Consider the following 19,429-nt stretch of genomic DNA (forward strand, 5'->3'; position numbering starts at 1 on the left):
CAGATACTATCGTTATCTTTAATATCTGGCTTTATATGGTTTGTTTCTTGTTTTCTTATAAATTAACCTACTGTTTAATTTTCAATGTTCTTTTTCTTTTTTATTTATTTTCTTGCTTGTTGTGTTTCGTTTGTCTCTTTCTTAAGGACAAGTATAACTATATCATCTATTTTTACATGAGTCAACACTTTTTTACATTTTTTTTATTTTTTTATTCTTCTTCCATTACTTTATTGTCGATAATCTGTAAATTATAATTTTTTATAACTTCTATCAACATATCGGCATATATTTTCTCTCCACGTTCATTTATCTTAGTGCTGTATCCAGCATCTTCTAAGGATTGTGCTTGATCTGTATAAAGCTTAGACTCAAATAAACCATGTTTTGTGTAACGGCTGTTTTCTGTTAGGAATTTTCCATAATCCCTTACGGAATCTTTTAGAGAACTGTATGATCTAAAGTTTGCAACTATCTTATCATTGTAATTTTCTGTAGTTTCAATTCCAAATTTATCACCATTCCATCTTTTATCTGCTTTTATTCCAAATAAATTATTGCTCTTTTCAGTAAGTACTGAGTTACCCCATCCAGATTCTAATATAGCTTGGCTAATTGTTATTGAAGGCAGTATTCCATATTCATAATAGTTTTCTACAGCTGCATCCTCCATTTGTTTAATAAATAAAACCCTGTAATCATTTTTATCAAGTTTTTTTCCTAAAAATACATATTCTAAGTCTGATATATTTTGATGGACTTCTTCTTTTTGTACTTCAGTAAAATTTAACTCATTTAATACATTATCAAGTTTTTTTACTTTATATATAGTTTTCCCTTCTTCATCCTTATCTTTTATTAAAAATCTTTCTCCAATTTTTAAACTGTCATTTTTTCTTACCTCACTTAAATCGCCATCATTTTTTACAGATTCTATAGCTAATAAATCTTTCCAACTCACTTGCGCTTTTCCATCACTAACCTTATCTGCAATATTTACATAGTACTCGACTTTTGCGTTTTCTATATCTTTACTTCCAAATAAATCTTCTAACGTTTTAGTAACATTAAATAAGACAATTATACTTAATACAGTTGTGATAGTTATAAAAATTTTTTTCATACCTCTTTTAAATCTGCTATTTCTTCTTTTATTCTTTTTTATACTTTTCTCAGTCTTGTTAGGCATAATTATCCTTTCTTATTACCAATAAATGAATTTATTTTAATAATTTTAACATACTTATCTTTTTTTAAAAAGATGTACATTTATTAAAATCGATTTATAGAATTTTTTAAGTTGTAAATATTTTTAAAAATAATTCACCTTTTTTATCATAATTGTATAATTAATGTAAAATATATCTTATATTTTAGTGAGGTAATTATTATTGAAAATTAATTAAGAAGATGGATGATCTAGAAATGCACACCTCATTAATTGCTTTGAGAATTGCCCTATAGATATTTATACTAAAAAAGATATTACAATAAACTTGCAATATCTTTTTATTTTGTTATTAAATATATCTAAACTACATATTAAGTTTATTTTGATTTTAATTCTATCCAAGCCTTATCATAAAGCTTTATGCTATCCCCAATATCCACAAAAGTCTCGCACTTATTCAAAACTTCATCTGATGGATACGCTACAGGATCGTTTTTAATTTCGTCATCCAAAAGTTCTAAAGCTCCGTTATTAGGTGTAGAGTAACCTATATACTCAGTATTCACCTTGGCGTTTTCAGGATCCAATAAGAAATTTATAAACATCTCTGCTTCTTTTTTATTCTTATTTGTATTTGGAATACACATCGCGTCTATCCATTTATTTGTACCTTCTTTAGGTATTGCATACTCTAAATTAGGATTTTCATCCTTTAATGTAACTGCATCTCCAGAATAGATCATGCCCATGGCTACTTCTTCTCCAAGTAGGCGATCTTTACCTTCATCATTAACATAAGCTAAAACTAAGTCTTTTTGTTTCAATAATAGTTTTTTCGCCTCTTCAATTTCTTTAGAATTTGTACTGTTCATACTATATCCTAGCTTCTTTAGAGTTATTCCAATAGTATCTCTAACAGAGTCAAACACCATCATATTTCCTTTATACTTAGAATCCCAAAGTATATCCCATGATTCTATAGGTTCTTTGACTTCTTTTTTATTGTAAAGTATACCCAGTGTCCCCCACATATAGGGTACACTGTACTCATTAGTTTTGTCATACTCTGGATCTAAAAAACCATCATCTATATATTTAAAATTAGGTATATTTTTAAAATCTATCTTCTCCAATAAATCTTCATTTTTCATTTTTTCGACCATGTAATCAGATGGAAATACTAAATCGTAGTTTGTACTTCCACTCTTTACTTTTTGGTACATCATTTCATTTGTATCGTAAGTTTCGTACTGTACTTTGATTCCAGTTTCTTTTTCAAACTTTTTAAGAAGAGTTTCATCTATATAATCTCCAACATTATATACGTACAAGACTTTCTTAGATGTATCTGTAGATTTATTACATCCTGTAAACATCAATACAGACATAATTAAAACAAGTAAAAGAGATAATATTTTTTTTGTTCTCATTATTTTTTATCCCCTCCTACTATAGACTGTTTTTTATTTGATAATAAAAGTAGTGCTAAAACTACTGTAAACATTATTGTAGATAGAGCGTTTATCTCTGGTTTAATTCCTCTTCTCGCCATTCCATATATCTCTATAGACAAGTTGCTTACACCATTTCCTGTGTTAAAGAAACTTATTATAAAGTCATCTATAGACATTGTAAATGCTATTAAAAATCCTGAGATTATCCCCGGTTTTATTTGAGGAAGAATTACTTTTCTAAGAGCGTACATCGGTGTAGCCCCTAAATCCATTGCTGTATCTTCAATATTTTCAGGAAGTTGCTTGATCTTAGGTAAAACTGAAAGTATTACATAAGGAGTACAGAACATTATATGAGCTAAGAGCATAGTCATAAAACCAAATTCCATTTTTACAAATATGAATAAACTCATTATAGCTACGGCTGTAACTATCTCTGTATTTAAAATAGGAATATAGTTAATATTTAAAATCAACTTTTTACTCTTTCCTCTCATTTTTACGATCCCTATCGCACTAATTGTACCTATAATAGTAGCAAGAACTGATGCGATGATTGCAATTGTAACTGTATAATACAACGCACTCATTATACCTTCATTTTGGAATAATTGGCCGTACCATTTAAATGTGAATCCATCCCATTTAGACATGTACTTGGAATCATTAAACGAAAATAGTACTAGTGCGAATATTGGTGCATATAAGAATAAGAACACCAAGAATAAATATACATTCGATATTGCTTTCTTTAACTTTAAAATAGGAATCCACCGCCTTCCGTGCCAGTATCATCATCCATCTTAGACATTATAGCCATAGATATAAGGATAATTACCATCATAAACATAGATATTGCGGAACCGAAATTCCAGTCACCCACTACTGTGAACTGCTGCTCGATTAAATCTCCAACAAGCATTACTTTTCCGCCTCCTAGAAGTCTCGAGATAGCAAATGTCGTTACAGCTGGCATAAACACCATAGTTATTCCAGAAAAAACTCCGGGTAAACTTAACGGAAAGATTATCTTCCTAAATACAGTTAAGTTGTTAGCTCCCAAGTCGTGAGCTGCATTTATAAGATCTTCATCCATCTTTGACAGCGCTGTGTATATAGGCAGTACCATAAACGGTAAGAAATTGTAAACCATACCCAGAAGTACAGCGTAATTTGTATAAAGGATATTTATTCCCTCTATTCCGAAAAATCCTAAAAGCGTATTTAAAAGTCCGTTTTTACCCAATATTGCAACCCAAGCATATGTTCTAAGAAGGAAGTTCATCCACATAGGTAAAATAAATAATAATATTAATTTACCTCTTTTACTTACAGGAAACTTTGAAATTAGAAATGCTACTGGATAGCCAATAACAAGACATAACAAAGTTGCACCGCCTGCTAGTACTATTGATCGTCCAAACACCTTAGCGTATATTGGACTTATTACATCTTTGTAGTTCTCAAGAGTAAATACATATCCAGTACCTACTTCTTTAGTAAAGCTAAAAAACACAACTAGTAATAAGGGGATTACTATAAAAATTAGACTCCATACGAAATAGGGATAGGCTAGAATTGATCTTTTTTGTGTTATCTTCATTAGCTTCTCACTTTTTTCATTATATGGATGTCTTCTGGATATATATCCATGCCTAATTCAGTACCAATTTCTGCATTTTTAGTGTTTTGAATAAGCCAAGTTCTTCCATTCTCATCTAATTCCATTTCGTAGTGAACCCCTTTAAATACAGAAGATATAACTTTTCCTTTAAGCATCCCTTTTGTTGGATCTACCATCTTTATATCTTCTGGCCTTACAACAACTTCTATATTTTCGTTTTTCTCAAAACCATTATCGACGCATTCAAATTCCATTCCAGAAAATTCAACTCTGTAGTCATCTAACATTACTCCATCGATTACATTACTTTCACCAATAAATTTCGCTACAAAAGCATTTTCTGGCTCATTGTAAATATCCTCTGGAGTTCCCATTTGTTGTATCTTTCCTTTGTTCATTACAATTATAGTATCAGACATTGTTAAAGCTTCTTCTTGATCGTGAGTTACAAATATAAATGTAATTCCAAGCTTTTGTTGGATTCTCTTTAGCTCAATTTGCATCTCTTGTCTTAGTTTTAAATCTAGTGCTCCTAATGGCTCATCTAGTAATAACACCTTTGGCTCATTTACTAATGCTCTTGCGATAGCAACTCTCTGTTGCTGTCCACCACTTAGGGACTCGACTTTTCTGTTTTCAAACCCACTTAGGGCAACAAGCTTTAACATGTCCTTTACCTTTTGGTCTATCATGCTTTTTTCGACTTTTTTAATTTTAAGTCCAAAAGCTATATTTTCATAAACATCCATATGAGGAAATAACGCATACTTTTGAAAAACAGTATTAACACTTCTTTCATACGGTGGTACATCGCTAATTTCCTTACCCTCAAAGACTACTTGACCTTCATCAGCAAACTCAAATCCTGCAATAATCTTAAGTGTTGTAGTCTTACCACAACCACTAGGACCTAATAAAGTCAAAAACTCATTTTTCCTTATCTCCAAGTTAAAATTATCTAGTACGATATTATCTTCATACGCCTTTGATATATTTTTTAATTCTACAATATTTTCCAATTATCCAACACCTCTCTTTTAGAATGATGGAGGAGTAGTCACCCAAAGAACCTTTGCTATAGTTTTTCCTTCATTTGAAATATAGTGATTTTCGCGTGATCTAAAATAAAAACTCTCTCCCTTTTTAACTTTCATTTTTTTACTTCCCATATGAACATATATCGATCCTGCCAATACATATCCAAATTCCTCACCTTCATGAGGCTTTTCTTCTTTATATCTTCCTGAAGATTCTAGAGTAATTATTATTGGCTCCATCTCATTTTTTTGTGCATTTGGTACTAGCCACTTTAATTTGTAGTTTAACTCTTCATCTTCAGTTTCAAACATATCTTCTTTTGTAAAAGTTATTCTTTCATCATTTCTTTCATTAAAAAACTCTCTTAAATCTGTTCCTAAAATTTCTAATATATCTATTAATGTCGCTATGGATGGTGATGTCAAATTATTTTCAATCTGTGATATAAAACCTTTTGATAGTTCGCATCTATTTGCTAACTCTTCCTGGGTCAGCTGTTTCTCTATCCTTAGCCTTCTGATTTTTTCACCGATATCCATTTTGTTCCTCCTAATTTTTACTAAACATTAAGTTTAATTTTTCTAAACAACATAGCTAATTATATATAAATCCGCGTATAATTTCAAGTATTTTTTATTTTTTTTGTTTTTTTCGTTATTCCTGAAACCAAGTTATATTAATACATTTATCATGAAATTAAAAAATAAGTTTATATTAATAATTTAAAAGTTTAGTGTATGTAACTTCTTTATTTTTTATTTAAAAAAAGCAATTTATTGATATTTTCTATTAATCAATATATCGCAATAATTATTATTTTGTATAAATAATTGTTTATAGTAATAGTTTTATAATCAAAAATTGGCCCTCTTACAATGAAAGAGAGCTCAATATTTTTAGGCTAGTTTATAACTAAGATTAATTTTTTTGTCAATAAATTCTCAATATATATAGGTTTAAATACCCTGATAAAAATATAAATAACGGAATGTGGAAAGAGTAAACAGGAAACAATTCATCTGGTTTTGTAAAATATATAGGTATACCAACATACTTATATATTCCTCCAACATGTCCACTAACTACTAATTCCTAATGCTTTAGCTATAGTAATATAGTTTAATTTATCTTCATTTGCTTTCATGCTATTCACTCCTAAGTAATCATTCTCACATTCAACGTTATTAACACTTTTCTACGTTATATTCAATATTCAACATAACTTTAAGAAATATCCTAGATAAAATTTATAATTTTATCTAATCACCCTTCTCTTCCTAAATAATTTTGTAAATATTAACGCAATAATCATAATCAATATAGATATACCAACTATGATTAAATTTTGCTTAGTATTTCCTCTGCCATTAGGATTTTCGCCCATTTTAGGGTTTCCTTTATCTGTTGAAGCTTCTCTATTTGCTCCGTTTGGATCATTGTTTTTTGTATTCGACTTAACCTCTGCATCTGCAGGTAAATCTCCATTTTGTGGTATATCTCCATTCATAGGAGGCATATTACCGTTTCTAGGTGGTTGATCTCCATTTTGGGGTAAATTTTCTCCATTATTATTAAAATCTTTTGTATTTCCAATATCCTCTGGAGTATCAGTAGATGTCTCTGATGTCTCTTCAGTATTTTTATCTTTTACAGATGATGTCTCCCCTGAAAGCTGCGACTTTATAGCATTGCTCATTTTTTGTGCTACTTCTAGAATTCCTGGAGTTGATTTTTGGCCCTTATTATCACTACTTCCTTCTACTTTTGAGGTCATATTTGTTTTAAAGTCCTCATAACTATAAAATATAGTTGGATCGTCTTTAACATATGGGTCTATTAAATCTGCTACTTTTGTTGTCATGTTTTCTAGATAGTCTGAATCTAAATACTTTGTAACTATCTCATTTAAGTATTTATGATATTTCTCTTTATACTCACTATCTTTAAGTATTGTAGATACAAGAGGTCGTTCATCCATACTTCCTGTAGTTGGCTCATCTATATATATACTTTGGTCATCTTTTTGTGCTTCATTGGCCTGATTCCTTTCCTTATCATTGTCTGTTAAATTATCATTCTTAGTTTCTTTATTTGATGCTTGATTTTCTGTTTGTTGATTATTAGCCGTTTGCCCACTTTTTTCCTCTTTTCTAGACATACCTCCAGCTCCTCCAAAGCCTCCAAAAGACATATTGAAATCCCATGGTAACATTGTAAATACTCCATCTTGCTCATACAAATAGTAGTTATGAGCAAAGTTTCCTTGGTAACTGTCTAAATTTAGCAAAGCTGTGTTTATCGCAGTATTTTTTAGCACTGAGTCTACATCTATATACTTCTCTACATCTTCACCTGTTTTTAGTGATTTAAGTAATTTAGTAACATTTGACCAAGAGTTATTCTTCTTATCACCTTTATAAACTAAAGATGAATAACTCTCGCTGTCGTCATTTTGATAAACTAGTGTAGCTCGCTCTTCAGCCTTATACAATTCTCCAGTTGTATCTCCAAAGTTATTTTCTAAATAAGAATCTCCTATATCTTCTACTGCAAGATAAAGTCCATGATACTCACCATTTATAGATACTTTTGCAAATGCAAACTCTGGAGTTGCTAGCCCCATGTCTTTACATATACTGTATGTTATGTATTCTCTCATATACGATGGATCTGAATAATTGTTGTTTAAGTTTAGCGTAGATAAACCTTTCATGCTTTGCCCACTATTGTATTTATCAAAACTTATCTTGAAACTGTAACGGTCACTATCGCTGTTGGCAACCGATGTAAGACTGGAGTTACCTTTAGTTCTAACTCCCACATTATTGTAAACATCGCCGTTTACACTAACATTGCCTAGTTTGAACTCTTCTTTAATCGCATTTTCATCCATATCTTTTAAATCTTCCTCTGATATCTCAAGATTTATATTCATTACTTTTTCTTTATCAAAATATTTTTCAATATATGTATTGTCAAATAGATCAACACTAGTTACGTCAGAAATGCTATACAAGCCTATTATTATGCATAAAAATACTGCCATTACTGAGGTCAGTAGCAAAAGACTCTTGTTTTTCTTCATATAAACTGCTCCTCTCTAAGCTACATAATCTCCATTGTAGCTTACAAGAACTGTATTAGAAACTCCTAGTACATTGTTTAATTTATTGACAAAGTCTGTTTCTCCATCCTTCATCCTAACCTCTACAACTAATTCAATTCCCTTTTCCCTAGTGATACTTTTTGATTTTAACTGGTACTTTGTAAATACTTTTTTAACCATAGCCATAGTTTCTTTTTCAGCATGCTCTGTATCACAATCTACCATAAGTATGTACGGTGTTGAATTTAAAGTCTTATTTGAGAATACTACTAGTATAAGTCCTATAATCATAGATCCTAAAACGGCAAGAGGTAATAGTCCAGCTCCAAGTACAATTCCTGAAGCCAGAGACCAAAATAAGAACACTAAATCCATTGGGTCTTTTATAGCTGTTCTAAAACGCACTATTGATAACGCACCTACCATACCTAGCGATAATACTACATTTGATGTAACCGCTAGTATAACAAAAGTAGTCAGCACTGTAAGTGCTACTAAAGATACATTAAACGGTCTTGAGTACATAACCCCCATAAAAGTCTTCTTGTATATCAAGTATATAAACATTCCTACTAAAAAAGCGGCTCCTAAAGCTAAAGTGCTATCTATTATAGAAAACCCTGAAACCTTTTCTATAAAGCTCGATTTAAAAATATCATTAAACGTCATTTCCAATTCATCCTCTCTTATTTTAAGATTTATTTTATTTGATTAAATTATTTTTACTTTAATATTAAATATATAAACTTCATATAAATTTGAATTTACAGTTTTTCTTACTATATATACAATCTGCTTGAAACATACTTTGATATAGCGGAACTGCTACATTTATTTATTTGAATTAAATCCCGTACAAAATCTGGAATAAACTCATCGTATTTTACCTCAAGTACACTCATTTTATTTTCCACTATGGGAGCCGACAAAGTATCGTATTCAAATGGATCTAACGAATTCACCACCTTTCTTATATTTCGGTCAAGCGTTATTCTCACATTACCAAGTGGATATATGTATGCTTCCCTTTCATAATCAACTATTGATTTTGGCTGTAATCTTGTGCATTTTAACTTTATATAAAACTCCTTTAGCAAAGTATCATTAGATTCTTTTAAAAATCCAATATCGTTATTTAAAATCTTTACTACTTCATCTTTTGTAAGAGCAGCGGAAAACTTAAGTGTCATTCCGTTGTTTTTTATCTTTTTTTCTAGTTTGATAAAGCTGGAGTCGTAATTATAAAATCGTATTCTAAACTTTTCTCTATAGGGAACCCCATCTAACTTTTCTGCAACAGCCTTATTTTCAGGAGTATCAAAGTATAAACTTCTTATAGTATACATCCCTTCTCCAGATGAGTTTTTGTCAATTTTCATAACTCTAGATAGTTTTGATTTTATAGAAACTACATCTGCATCACTTATCTTATGTTTTATCTCAAATCTATATTTAAAATTACTTTTCATACATTCACTCCCTTTCCTTTGCTTTTTAATTATAAAATATATCCATGCACCATTTCTCCGTAAAATGCAGGCAAATTTGCGGCAAAACAAAGGCTTTTGCAAAATTCAATTTTAATAAATAAAAAACCTGTAAAGATTATCGGTATTTTTTCATTACCTAATAACTTTACAGGTTCATAGCCTTACTTTATAGTTGTATTTTTGGAAACTCAATTAAAAATACAGCTCCCAGTTTGCCATTTGATGCAGTTATAACTCCACTGTGTTTCTCTATTATGGATTCTACTATAGAGAGCCCTATTCCATGTTTTCCACCTTCACCTTTATAAAACCTATCGAATATATAAGGTAAATCTTCATTCGAAATTCCAGACCCATCGTCCTCAATCTCTATTCTTATCTGGCCTTCAAAATACTTACATCTAATAAATATATTCTTGTGAGCGTACCTTAAACTATTCTCAATCAAATTAAAAAACGCTCTAGTTAGGTGCTTCTCATCGCATTTATACAACACTGGTTTACTTTCAAAGTCGTATATAAACTCTATTTTACTATTTATAGCCTTTGCATTTAATTTTATACAGCAATTTGAAAGTACCTCTCTTAAATCACACTCAGTAAGCACATAACTCTTTGTAATATTGTCTACTTTAGAAATATATAGAAGATCTTCTACCATTTCACTTAACCTGTCGCTCTCCTCTAATATAATTTCACTGGCTTCACCTTTTTCTATGACATTGTACTTAATAGCTTCTGCATATCCTTTTATAGACATAAGAGGCGTTCTAAGCTCATGAGATGCGTTTTGAAAAAATGTTTTTTGCTCCTTATCATACTTATCCAGATATTCAGCACTTTTATTCATAACTTTAAACAACTCTGAAAGTTCTTCATCAGAATAATCTTTTTCTATTGTTCTAAAATCGCCTTCTCCTATTTGCTTTGCAAAGCTCGACAATTCCTTTATAGGGCTTGCTATCTTTTCAGATAATAATGAAGCTATTATTATAGACATTACTTCTGCAACACACATGACCAGTATTAGAGCTAAGTTTATCCACGTTGCCAAATTCATTGTGCTTGTTGTATCTATAAACATGATAAGGTACTGATCTTTACTCTCATTTTGATTAGATATATCTACACTAGAAATATAGTAATACCTATCTGTTGTAGATACTTTTATATTATTCTTAGATTTTAAATCGAAGTTTTCTCTTTTTAACCATTTGTTAATACTTTCCATTTCATCTATATCTTTTAAAAAATCATCATACCTATTAGGAAATAACAATTCGTATTTTGAATTTACTACCATAGCGTTAGCCTCAGATTCTATTTCAGCTAATCTTACTTTTTCTTGTACATTTCTCATAAATTCGGAGAACTCCTTGGGTTCATCCATCTTTCTATCATACGGAGGTTTTAATGGTCTTGGGAGATCGCTTATTTTTTCTACACTAAGTCTTGCCCTTGTCAACTGCTTACTTGAGCTTGATTTAACATACTTGTCTAAAAGTATGTTAAAAGAAAGGATAATAGCTAAAAATACTACAGTAATCAAACACATTATACTAGCTAATATTCTAACTTTAATACTAAATTTCTTTGCCTTTATTTTATAATCAAATGCTCTTTTAAATTTATTTATCATCTACACCTTCTTTTAACCTAAATCCAAAGCCCCACACTGTCTCAATAGAAATATTTGTACACAATATCTTTTTTCTGAGTCTTTTAACTGTATCGTCTACAGCTCTAGTCTCTACTTCAATATTATAACCCCAAATTTTGTCTAGAAGTTCTTCTCTAGATATTGCTCTATCATTGTTCTTAAAAAGATAAGTCATTAGATTATACTCATTTGGGGTAAGATAAATATTTTCATCTATTCCGTATTTTACTGTCTTACTTAGTTCATCTATGATTACATCCCCAAATCTAAGTTTTCTTTGATCCAAATTATTCAAATTATGATTTATATATATATCGTCGTTTTTTCCTTGATCTTTTTCAAATTCAATTCTTCTAAAAATAGATCTCACTCTCATAACGAGCGCCATTGGACTAAATGGCTTTGTAAAGTAATCATCGCTACCAAGTGTAAGACCTGCTATATAATCCACATCAGTATCTCTGGCTGTTAACATTATTATCGGAACTGTACTAATCTCTCTTAGTTTTGTACACACTTGAAAACCATCTAAACCTGGCATCATAATATCTAATATAACAAAATCACATTTATTTATATAGAACTCTTCTAATAGTCTACTTCCATTTTCAAAGTCTTTAACCTTGTAACCATCATCTTCTAAAAACTTCTTTACAAGTTTTCTAATGTTTTCTTCATCATCAGCTATATATATTAGTTTTGACATAATACCCTCCTATACACTAGTTAAAATAAATTATATCAGTTTTTTATTAAAATTCTCTTAAAAACAAAATTTAACATGTGGCAATTTTATGGCAACTACCAATTTTTTGTATATTATTACTTAATCCTGTATGTTATTATAAGATAAGAAGATAATATATTAAGAGGTGAATTATTTGATAGAAATAGGAAATTACAATAAACTAGAAGTTAAGAGAAAAACTGAATTTGGTTATTTTTTAGATGGTATGACTAATAACACAAAAGATGATATTCTTCTTCATAATAGATTGCTTGGAGAGAACAAGGTAGATATAGGGGATGAAGTGGACGCTTTTATATTTAAGGATTCTGATGATAGAATTGCTGCTACTCTTATTCCCCCAATTGCAAAAGTAGGAGATGTAGCTTACTTAAAAGTTGTAGATAATACAGAAATAGGAAGTTTTGTAGATATTGGACTTACTAAAGATATACTCGTTCCTTTTAAAGAAAAAACTTATACTATTTTTAGAGATGAAAAGTATCTATTTTATATATACTTAGATAAAAGTGAGAGAATTGCTGCTACAACTGATATTGACCTACATCTAGATACTGATCACGAGTATAAAGTTGGAGATATTGTAAATGGTATAGTGTACGGATTTCAAACTAATAACTCTGCTATGATTTGTGTAGACCACAAATATGCAGCCGTTATTCTCCACAATGAGTATTACAATGAATTAAAAGAAGGAGACGTATTAAAGGATCTAAGGGTTATAAAAATTTATGAAGATGGAAAACTAGGACTTACGCCTAGACAGGAGAGAAAAGATGAGCTTGATGATCTTGAAAAGAAAATTCTCAGTTATTTAGAAGGTTCTGATGGCTTTATGAGATTTAACGATAAATCAGATCCTAAAGATATATCTATTCTATTTAATTCCAGTAAAAAGAACTTTAAAAGGGCTCTTGGAGGGCTAATGAAAAAAGATTTAATTACACAAGACGAAGGTGGAACTACTTTAAAATAATTTAACTATAAGTGGAATACCAGAAATGGTATTCCTTTTTTATTCTCTATTCTATATTCTTTATAACTTACTAGATTAAAAACATAGCAAAATATTACCAGTTCTATTTCTGTTTTTATTTATGTATATGTTGATTTTTACAATGTCCAAATGGGCTCTTAATAAAGAAACTATACATTAAAAAAATAAGGAAATTGAGATTATATTCTCAATTTCCTTATTTTGATGAGATTCATTCTATATTAAATCTTATTATATTCTATTTACACCAGTTTTGATAGCTGCTTCTTTTACTGCTTCTATAACATTTTTCGTTACGTTTTTATTGAACACATCTGGAAGTATATAATCAACAGATATCTCTGCGTCTGTAATAGTATTTGCTATTGCATGAGCTGCAGCTATCTTCATTTCTTCATTTATTTCACTAGCTCTTACATCTAGCGCTCCTCTGAATATTCCAGGGAATGCAAGTACATTATTAACTTGGTTAGGAAAATCTGAGCGGCCTGTTCCCATTACAAATGCTCCTGCTTCTTTTGCTTCTTCTGGAAGAATTTCTGGAACTGGATTTGCCATTGCAAGTATTATCGGCTTATGGTTCATACTTTCTACCATTTCTTTTGTAAGTATTTTAGCAGCTGAAACTCCTATAAACACATCTTTTCCTTTTATTACATCTTTAAGATTTCCTGCTTCATTTCTTTTGTTGGTAATATCTAGCATTTCTCTTTGAGCCCAGTTTAATCTATCCATAGTTGCTTCGATCGCACCGCTTCTATTACATAAAATTATATTTTTTACGTTCATTCCAAGTAATATCTTAGCAATAGCAATACCTGCTGCCCCAGATCCGTTAATTACTATTTCTAGATCTTCTATGTTTTTGTCTTCAATTAATTTTATTGCATTTATTATAGCTGCGGCTACAACTATAGCTGTACCATGTTGATCGTCGTGAAATACTGGTATATCTAAACACTTTTTAAGCTTATCCTCAATTTCAAAACATCTAGGAGAAGATATGTCTTCAAGGTTTATACCTCCAAATACTGGCTCCATAAGCTTAACTGTATGTACTATTTCATCCACATCATTTGTGCTTAAACATATTGGGAAAGCATCAATGTCTCCAAACTTTTTAAAAAGTATCGATTTTCCTTCCATAACTGGTATCGATGCTTCAGCTCCTATATCTCCAAGCCCTAAAACAGCGCTTCCATCACTTACAACAGCTACTAATTTTCCTTTAGAAGTATATTTGTATACATCATCTTTATTTTCATGTATTCTTACACATGGTTCCGCTACTCCCGGTGTATAGGCTACTGATAAATCTTCCATACTCTCGACCGGTACCTTACATTCTAACCCTAGTTTTCCATTACATTCCTCGTGCATCTTAAGCGCCATCTCTGAATAGTTTTTAGACATTATAATCCTCCCGAATTTTGATTGTTCTAGTTTTATATATCTATATCATATATATAGTAATCTTTTTTATATTGTTTTAAACTTTTCTCTTCCTATTTCATATATATTATTGCCTCTACAATCTATTGCAACTACAAGTTGTAGATCTTTAACTTCTATTTTTCTAATCGCCTCTGCACCTAAATCATCGTAAGCAATTACTTCACATTCTTTTATTGAATTCGATATATACGCTCCAGCTCCACCTATAGCTGCAAGATATACTGCACCGTATTTTTTCATTCCTTCAATAACTGTGTCATTTCTCTTACCTTTACCTATCATTACTCTTAATCCCTTTTCTAATAAAGGAACTGTTAAGTCGTCCATCCTATAGCTTGTAGTTGGCCCAGCAGCCCCTATTACTTCACCTGGTTTTGCTGGAGAAGGACCCACATAGTATATTCCCTGTCCATTTACATCAAAAGGAAGATCAATACCTTTTTCTATACAATTTATCAACCTTTTATGTGCTGCATCTCTTGCTGTATAAAGTGTTCCTGTTATACAAACTGTATCTCCACAGTTTAGTTTTTCAATATCATTTATAGTTACGGGCATATTAATATTTATCATATTATCCTCCTACAATACAATCTCTTTATGTCTAGACGCATGACAGTTGATGTTTACTACAACAGGTAGACCAGCTATATGAGTTGGAAATGTTTCTATATGTATATCTAATGCTGTTGTAGTTCCCCCCAAACCTTGTGGCCCTATTCCTAGTTTGTTGATAGACTCTAATAGTTCATTTTCTAGATTAGCTATCTTACTATCTTCATTTCTTTTTCCTATTTCTCTAAACAAAGACTTTTTTGCAATCTGCGCACACTTGTCTACAGTACCGCCTATTCCTACGCCAACAACCATAGGTGGGCATGGATTAGGACCAGCTTCTGAAACTGTACCTAATATAAATTTCTTTACTCCTTCCAATCCATCTGAAGGCTTTAGCATTTTCATTTTACTCATGTTTTCGCTTCCAAAACCTTTTGCAGCAAATTCAATTTTAAGCTTGTCGCCTTTTACCATTTCATAGTAAATGATGGCTGGAGTATTATCCTTTGTGTTAATTCTTTCAATAGGGCTAACTACAGACTTTCTTAGGTAACCTTCTGTATATCCTCTTCTAACTCCTTCATTTATTGCTTCAGAAAGCGTGTCGCCTTCAACCAATACCTCTTGGCCAATTTCCACAAAAAAAACTGCCATACCAGTATCTTGGCAGATAGGTATGCTTTTTTCTTTAGCAATATTAGCATTTTCTATCAATATATTCAAGATATTCTTTCCTGCATCACTTTTTTCTACCTTTAGGTTTTCTTCAAAAGAATTGATTACATCTTTTCCTAGGTAGAGATTACCTTCTATACACAACTTCTTTACCGCATCTACTATTTTATCCGAACTAATTTTCTTCAACGAACTTACCTCCTATGTTTCTTATAGAATATTCGTATTAACACCTATATTTTATCATTTATACGCGAACTTCTCAACCTTTTATCTCAAAATTCAAACTTAGACATCTAGCTTCAAACGATTTACTGCTATTTACTCCATATATGTAATCAAATGAAGCAATAAAAAAAAGGTCACCTTTAAGCAATATTGTCTTCAAGATGACCCCAAAATTTTATATTTTAATCTCCTATGTAGTATATCGAGTCATCTGGGACTCTCTCATCCTCTAATTTATTCGATAAACTAAAAACCTTTTTATAGTAATTATTATAGTCGGCTATTGTATTATTAATTGGCGTATATTTTAAATTAGATCTATCAAGTGTTTCTTTGCTTATTCTAAGTTTCGGGGAAACATCCATCTCTTTGATATATTTATTAGTATCTTCAGGATTTTTAATTGCCCAATCTGTACTAGTAGATACTTGACCTACAAATGAGTTTACAAAATCGTTATTTGTATTTAAAAAGTCATCTCTTACAACTATTGTATACTGTGGACAACCTTTAGAATTAGCATAGTTTTCTTTCCAAGAATCATTAATTCCTTTTACAACTCTAATATTTCGTTCTGGATTATCATTTAAAAGGGTTGTCAATACTGGTTCTGGGACAAAAGCATTTATAGGTTTATTTGCTTCTATCTCTGATATCATATTTGGCTCTGATTCATAATAGTCCATAATATTTATGGTTTTCATTTCAATATCATCAGAATTTACACCACTTTCATTTAAAGTAATCTGAATAACATCATCATTTGCATCACCATAAGTAACATTAACCACTTCTTTATTTTTTAAATCAGATATGCTATTTACACCCTCTTCATTTGATACAAAATAGTATGGGTTCATTCCTATTGTACCCATTATCTTATATTTTCCATTTTGATTATATGCCCTTGCAGCTATATCAGGCGTCACAATAGCTATATCGACATTAAATTCTAAAAGGGAGTTAAGCAGTTCTTCCTTATCATCATTGATAATATATCTAGTCTCATATCCTTCTTTAATTTTTGGCGTTTCATTGTAGAGTTTTGCGACAGAAACAGTTGGCAAACCATCTAATGTTGCTACTTTTACCTCTCTGACTACGGATGTTCTATCTTCTGCTGATTTTTCAACCTCGTCACTTTTACTACATCCTATCACTATACTTATAATTAATATAGCCAGTAGCAGTATATATATTACCCTTTTCAATTCCTTTCCCCCTCAATCTCTAAGTTTAATTATATATGTTTATTAAATAAAAATATTTAATGTCTCTTTTTCCTAGCTGTCTTAGGCACTTTATTATTTTTTTGTGTCTTAGCATTAGTAGTTTTATAGCTACTTGTTCTATTATCTTTATTTCTAAACGCACCGTTTTTATAATTTGATGGTTTAATTAAACACCTAGGCCCAAATCCGATTAAATCTTCTCTGCCGGCTTGAATTAAAGCCGCACGAACCAATTCATAATTTCTTGGGGCTCTGTATTGAAGAAGAGCTCTTTGCATTGCTTTTTCTGTTTTACTCTTTGGAATATAAACTTCTTTCATAGTTATTGGGTTAAGCCCAGTATAAAACATCGTAGTCGATAGTGTACCTGGTGTAGGATAAAAATCCTGTACTTGCTCAGGTTGATAGTGTATGTCTCTTAAATATTCAGCAAGTTCTATAGCATCTTCTAATGTAGCTCCTGGATGACTAGACATCAGGTAAGGAACTAAAAACTGTTTTTTACCTATTTTCTCATTTATTTCAAAGAATTTTTTACTAAATTTTGAATAAGTTTTTCCAGCAGGCTTTTGCATATAATCCAGTACATTTTCTGATATATGCTCTGGTGCTACTTTCAATTGCCCACTTACATGGTGCTCTATCAATTCCTTCAAAAACTTATCACTCTTATCTGCCATAACATAGTCGTATCTGATACCAGATCGAACAAATACTTTTTTTATATTCGGCAAGTTTCTGACTCTATTTAAAACTTGTAAATAATCTGTGTGGTCCACATCCATATTTTTACAAGGAGATGGGTAAAGGCACTGTCTATCTTTACAAGCTCCTTTTGTTATCTGTTTTTTACAAGCAGGACTTCTAAAATTTGCTGTAGGCCCACCTATATCATGTATATATCCTTTAAAGTCTGGAAGTTGAGTTATTTGGATAGCCTCATCCACTATAGACTCTTCACTCCTACTTTGTACTGCTCTCCCTTGGTGGAAAGTAATTGCACAAAACGAGCAACTTCCAAAACATCCTCTTGAACTAACTATACTAAATTTAACTTCTTGTATAGCAGGTATACCTCCTGACTTCTCGTATGTTGGATGATATGTATTTGCATATGGAAGCGAATATACTTCATCCAATTCTTCTCTAGTTAATGGCTTTTCAGGTTTATTTTGAACTAAAAATTTACCTGCGTGCTCCTGAACCATTACTTTTCCTCTAAAAGGATCTTGCTCATCATATTGAATTTTAAACGCTTCTGCGTATTTTTTCTTATCTTGACATACATCTTTATACGATGGGATCAATACATAGTCATCGTATATCTCATCCAAACTATCAGCTATATAACATGTTCCATCTACATGTCTGATGTATTTTCTATCATATCCATCATTTAAAGCGTTTGCTACCTCTACTATTTGTTTCTCACTCATTCCGTATACAAGTACATCTGCACCACTGTCAATAAGCATAGATTTTCTAACTCTATCTCCCCAGTAATCGTAATGAGCAAATCTTCTAAGGCTAGCCTCAATTCCACCTATTATAATTGGAACATCTCCATACGCCTCTCTTATTTTGTTACAGTATACTATAGTAGCTAAATCGGGCCTATGTCCCATCTCGCCACCTGGTGAGTACAAGTCCTTTTGTCTACGCTTTTTGCTTACTGAATAATGATTGACCATTGAATCCATATTTCCACTGTTAACTAAAAATCCTAGTCTTGGTTTACCAAGTCTTTTAAAATCGTCAACTGATTTCCAACTAGGTTGAGCAATAATTCCAACCTTATAGCCACTTTTTTCTAGCACTCTTGATATAATTGCAGTTCCAAAGCTGTGATGATCTACATAAGCATCACCCGTAACTAGAACAAAATCAAGTTCATCCCAACTTCTATCAATCATATCTTGAATACTTATTGGTAAAAATTTATTTTCCATCGTTCCTCCTGCTTACAATAAAAAAGCATTTCTATATTAAATAA

Annotated in this window: 17 protein-coding genes; 1 reads left to right on the plus strand and 16 read right to left on the minus strand. The window is 31.0% G+C overall.

Features of this window, described 5'->3' with window-relative positions:
- Positions 1–211: 211 nt before the first annotated feature.
- The 11 genes from J2Z43_RS10740 to J2Z43_RS10790 all read right to left on the minus strand — a co-directional run bounded on the left by J2Z43_RS10740 (position 212) and on the right by J2Z43_RS10790 (position 12,249).
- Entirely contained in the window at positions 212–1,189 is a 978-nt protein-coding gene (locus tag J2Z43_RS10740) for a glycoside hydrolase family 73 protein (protein WP_209457203.1), read from the minus strand.
- A 359-nt stretch (positions 1,190–1,548) separates the two neighbouring features.
- A complete protein-coding gene (locus J2Z43_RS10745; RefSeq protein WP_234926366.1) occupies positions 1,549–2,601 on the minus strand; it encodes an ABC transporter substrate-binding protein in 1,053 nt (350 codons plus the stop codon).
- Positions 2,601–3,278, minus strand: coding sequence for an ABC transporter permease (locus tag J2Z43_RS10750; RefSeq protein WP_209457204.1), 678 nt, complete (start codon positions 3,276–3,278; stop codon positions 2,601–2,603). The genes J2Z43_RS10745 and J2Z43_RS10750 overlap by 1 nt, the downstream gene beginning before the upstream one ends.
- 104 nt (positions 3,279–3,382) lie before the next feature.
- On the minus strand, positions 3,383–4,228 hold the full coding sequence (locus tag J2Z43_RS10755; RefSeq protein ID WP_209457205.1) for an ABC transporter permease: 846 nt from the start codon (positions 4,226–4,228) through the stop codon (positions 3,383–3,385).
- A complete protein-coding gene (gene potA, locus J2Z43_RS10760) occupies positions 4,228–5,268 on the minus strand; it encodes a spermidine/putrescine ABC transporter ATP-binding protein (RefSeq protein ID WP_209457206.1) in 1,041 nt (346 codons plus the stop codon). Before potA ends, J2Z43_RS10755 begins: the two co-directional genes overlap by 1 nt.
- 18 nt (positions 5,269–5,286) lie before the next feature.
- Positions 5,287–5,826 (minus strand): helix-turn-helix domain-containing protein, encoded by a 540-nt coding sequence (locus J2Z43_RS10765; protein WP_024622348.1) that lies wholly within the window; start codon positions 5,824–5,826, stop codon positions 5,287–5,289.
- A 716-nt stretch (positions 5,827–6,542) separates the two neighbouring features.
- Positions 6,543–8,372: a CotH kinase family protein gene (locus J2Z43_RS10770; protein WP_209457207.1), complete on the minus strand. Its 1,830-nt coding sequence runs from the start codon at positions 8,370–8,372 to the stop codon at positions 6,543–6,545.
- Between the two features lie 15 nt (positions 8,373–8,387).
- The gene (locus J2Z43_RS10775; RefSeq protein ID WP_209457208.1) at positions 8,388–9,062 is read right to left on the minus strand and encodes a DUF4956 domain-containing protein; all 675 of its coding nucleotides are present in this window, start codon (positions 9,060–9,062) and stop codon (positions 8,388–8,390) included.
- Positions 9,063–9,172: 110 nt separating this feature from the next.
- The gene (locus J2Z43_RS10780) at positions 9,173–9,862 is read right to left on the minus strand and encodes a polyphosphate polymerase domain-containing protein (protein WP_209457209.1); all 690 of its coding nucleotides are present in this window, start codon (positions 9,860–9,862) and stop codon (positions 9,173–9,175) included.
- A 187-nt stretch (positions 9,863–10,049) separates the two neighbouring features.
- Entirely contained in the window at positions 10,050–11,522 is a 1,473-nt protein-coding gene (locus tag J2Z43_RS10785) for a HAMP domain-containing sensor histidine kinase (RefSeq protein WP_209457210.1), read from the minus strand.
- Entirely contained in the window at positions 11,512–12,249 is a 738-nt protein-coding gene (locus J2Z43_RS10790; RefSeq protein WP_209457211.1) for a response regulator transcription factor, read from the minus strand. Before J2Z43_RS10790 ends, J2Z43_RS10785 begins: the two co-directional genes overlap by 11 nt.
- Positions 12,250–12,424: 175 nt before the next feature.
- Here J2Z43_RS10790 and J2Z43_RS10795 point away from each other — a divergent pair, with 175 nt between their 5' ends.
- On the plus strand, positions 12,425–13,267 hold the full coding sequence (locus J2Z43_RS10795) for a CvfB family protein (protein WP_209457212.1): 843 nt from the start codon (positions 12,425–12,427) through the stop codon (positions 13,265–13,267).
- Between the two features lie 252 nt (positions 13,268–13,519).
- On the opposite strand, the gene J2Z43_RS10800 is transcribed toward J2Z43_RS10795, so the two are convergent.
- From J2Z43_RS10800 to J2Z43_RS10820, 5 genes are all read right to left on the minus strand, one after another.
- A complete protein-coding gene (locus tag J2Z43_RS10800; RefSeq protein ID WP_209457213.1) occupies positions 13,520–14,701 on the minus strand; it encodes an NAD(P)-dependent malic enzyme in 1,182 nt (393 codons plus the stop codon).
- A gap of 66 nt (positions 14,702–14,767) precedes the next feature.
- Positions 14,768–15,316, minus strand: coding sequence for a Fe-S-containing hydro-lyase (locus J2Z43_RS10805; RefSeq protein ID WP_209457214.1), 549 nt, complete (start codon positions 15,314–15,316; stop codon positions 14,768–14,770).
- Between the two features lie 9 nt (positions 15,317–15,325).
- Positions 15,326–16,165: a fumarate hydratase gene (locus J2Z43_RS10810; protein ID WP_209457215.1), complete on the minus strand. Its 840-nt coding sequence runs from the start codon at positions 16,163–16,165 to the stop codon at positions 15,326–15,328.
- A 221-nt stretch (positions 16,166–16,386) separates the two neighbouring features.
- On the minus strand, positions 16,387–17,415 hold the full coding sequence (locus J2Z43_RS10815) for an ABC transporter substrate-binding protein (RefSeq protein ID WP_209457216.1): 1,029 nt from the start codon (positions 17,413–17,415) through the stop codon (positions 16,387–16,389).
- A 56-nt stretch (positions 17,416–17,471) separates the two neighbouring features.
- Complete coding sequence (locus J2Z43_RS10820; RefSeq protein ID WP_209457217.1) at positions 17,472–19,385, minus strand: YgiQ family radical SAM protein; 1,914 nt, start codon at positions 19,383–19,385, stop codon at positions 17,472–17,474.
- Positions 19,386–19,429 lie beyond the last annotated feature (44 nt).

The sequence above is a fragment of the Metaclostridioides mangenotii genome (genome assembly GCF_017873185.1).
GTDB classification, from domain to species: Bacteria; Bacillota; Clostridia; order Peptostreptococcales; family Peptostreptococcaceae; genus Metaclostridioides; species Metaclostridioides mangenotii.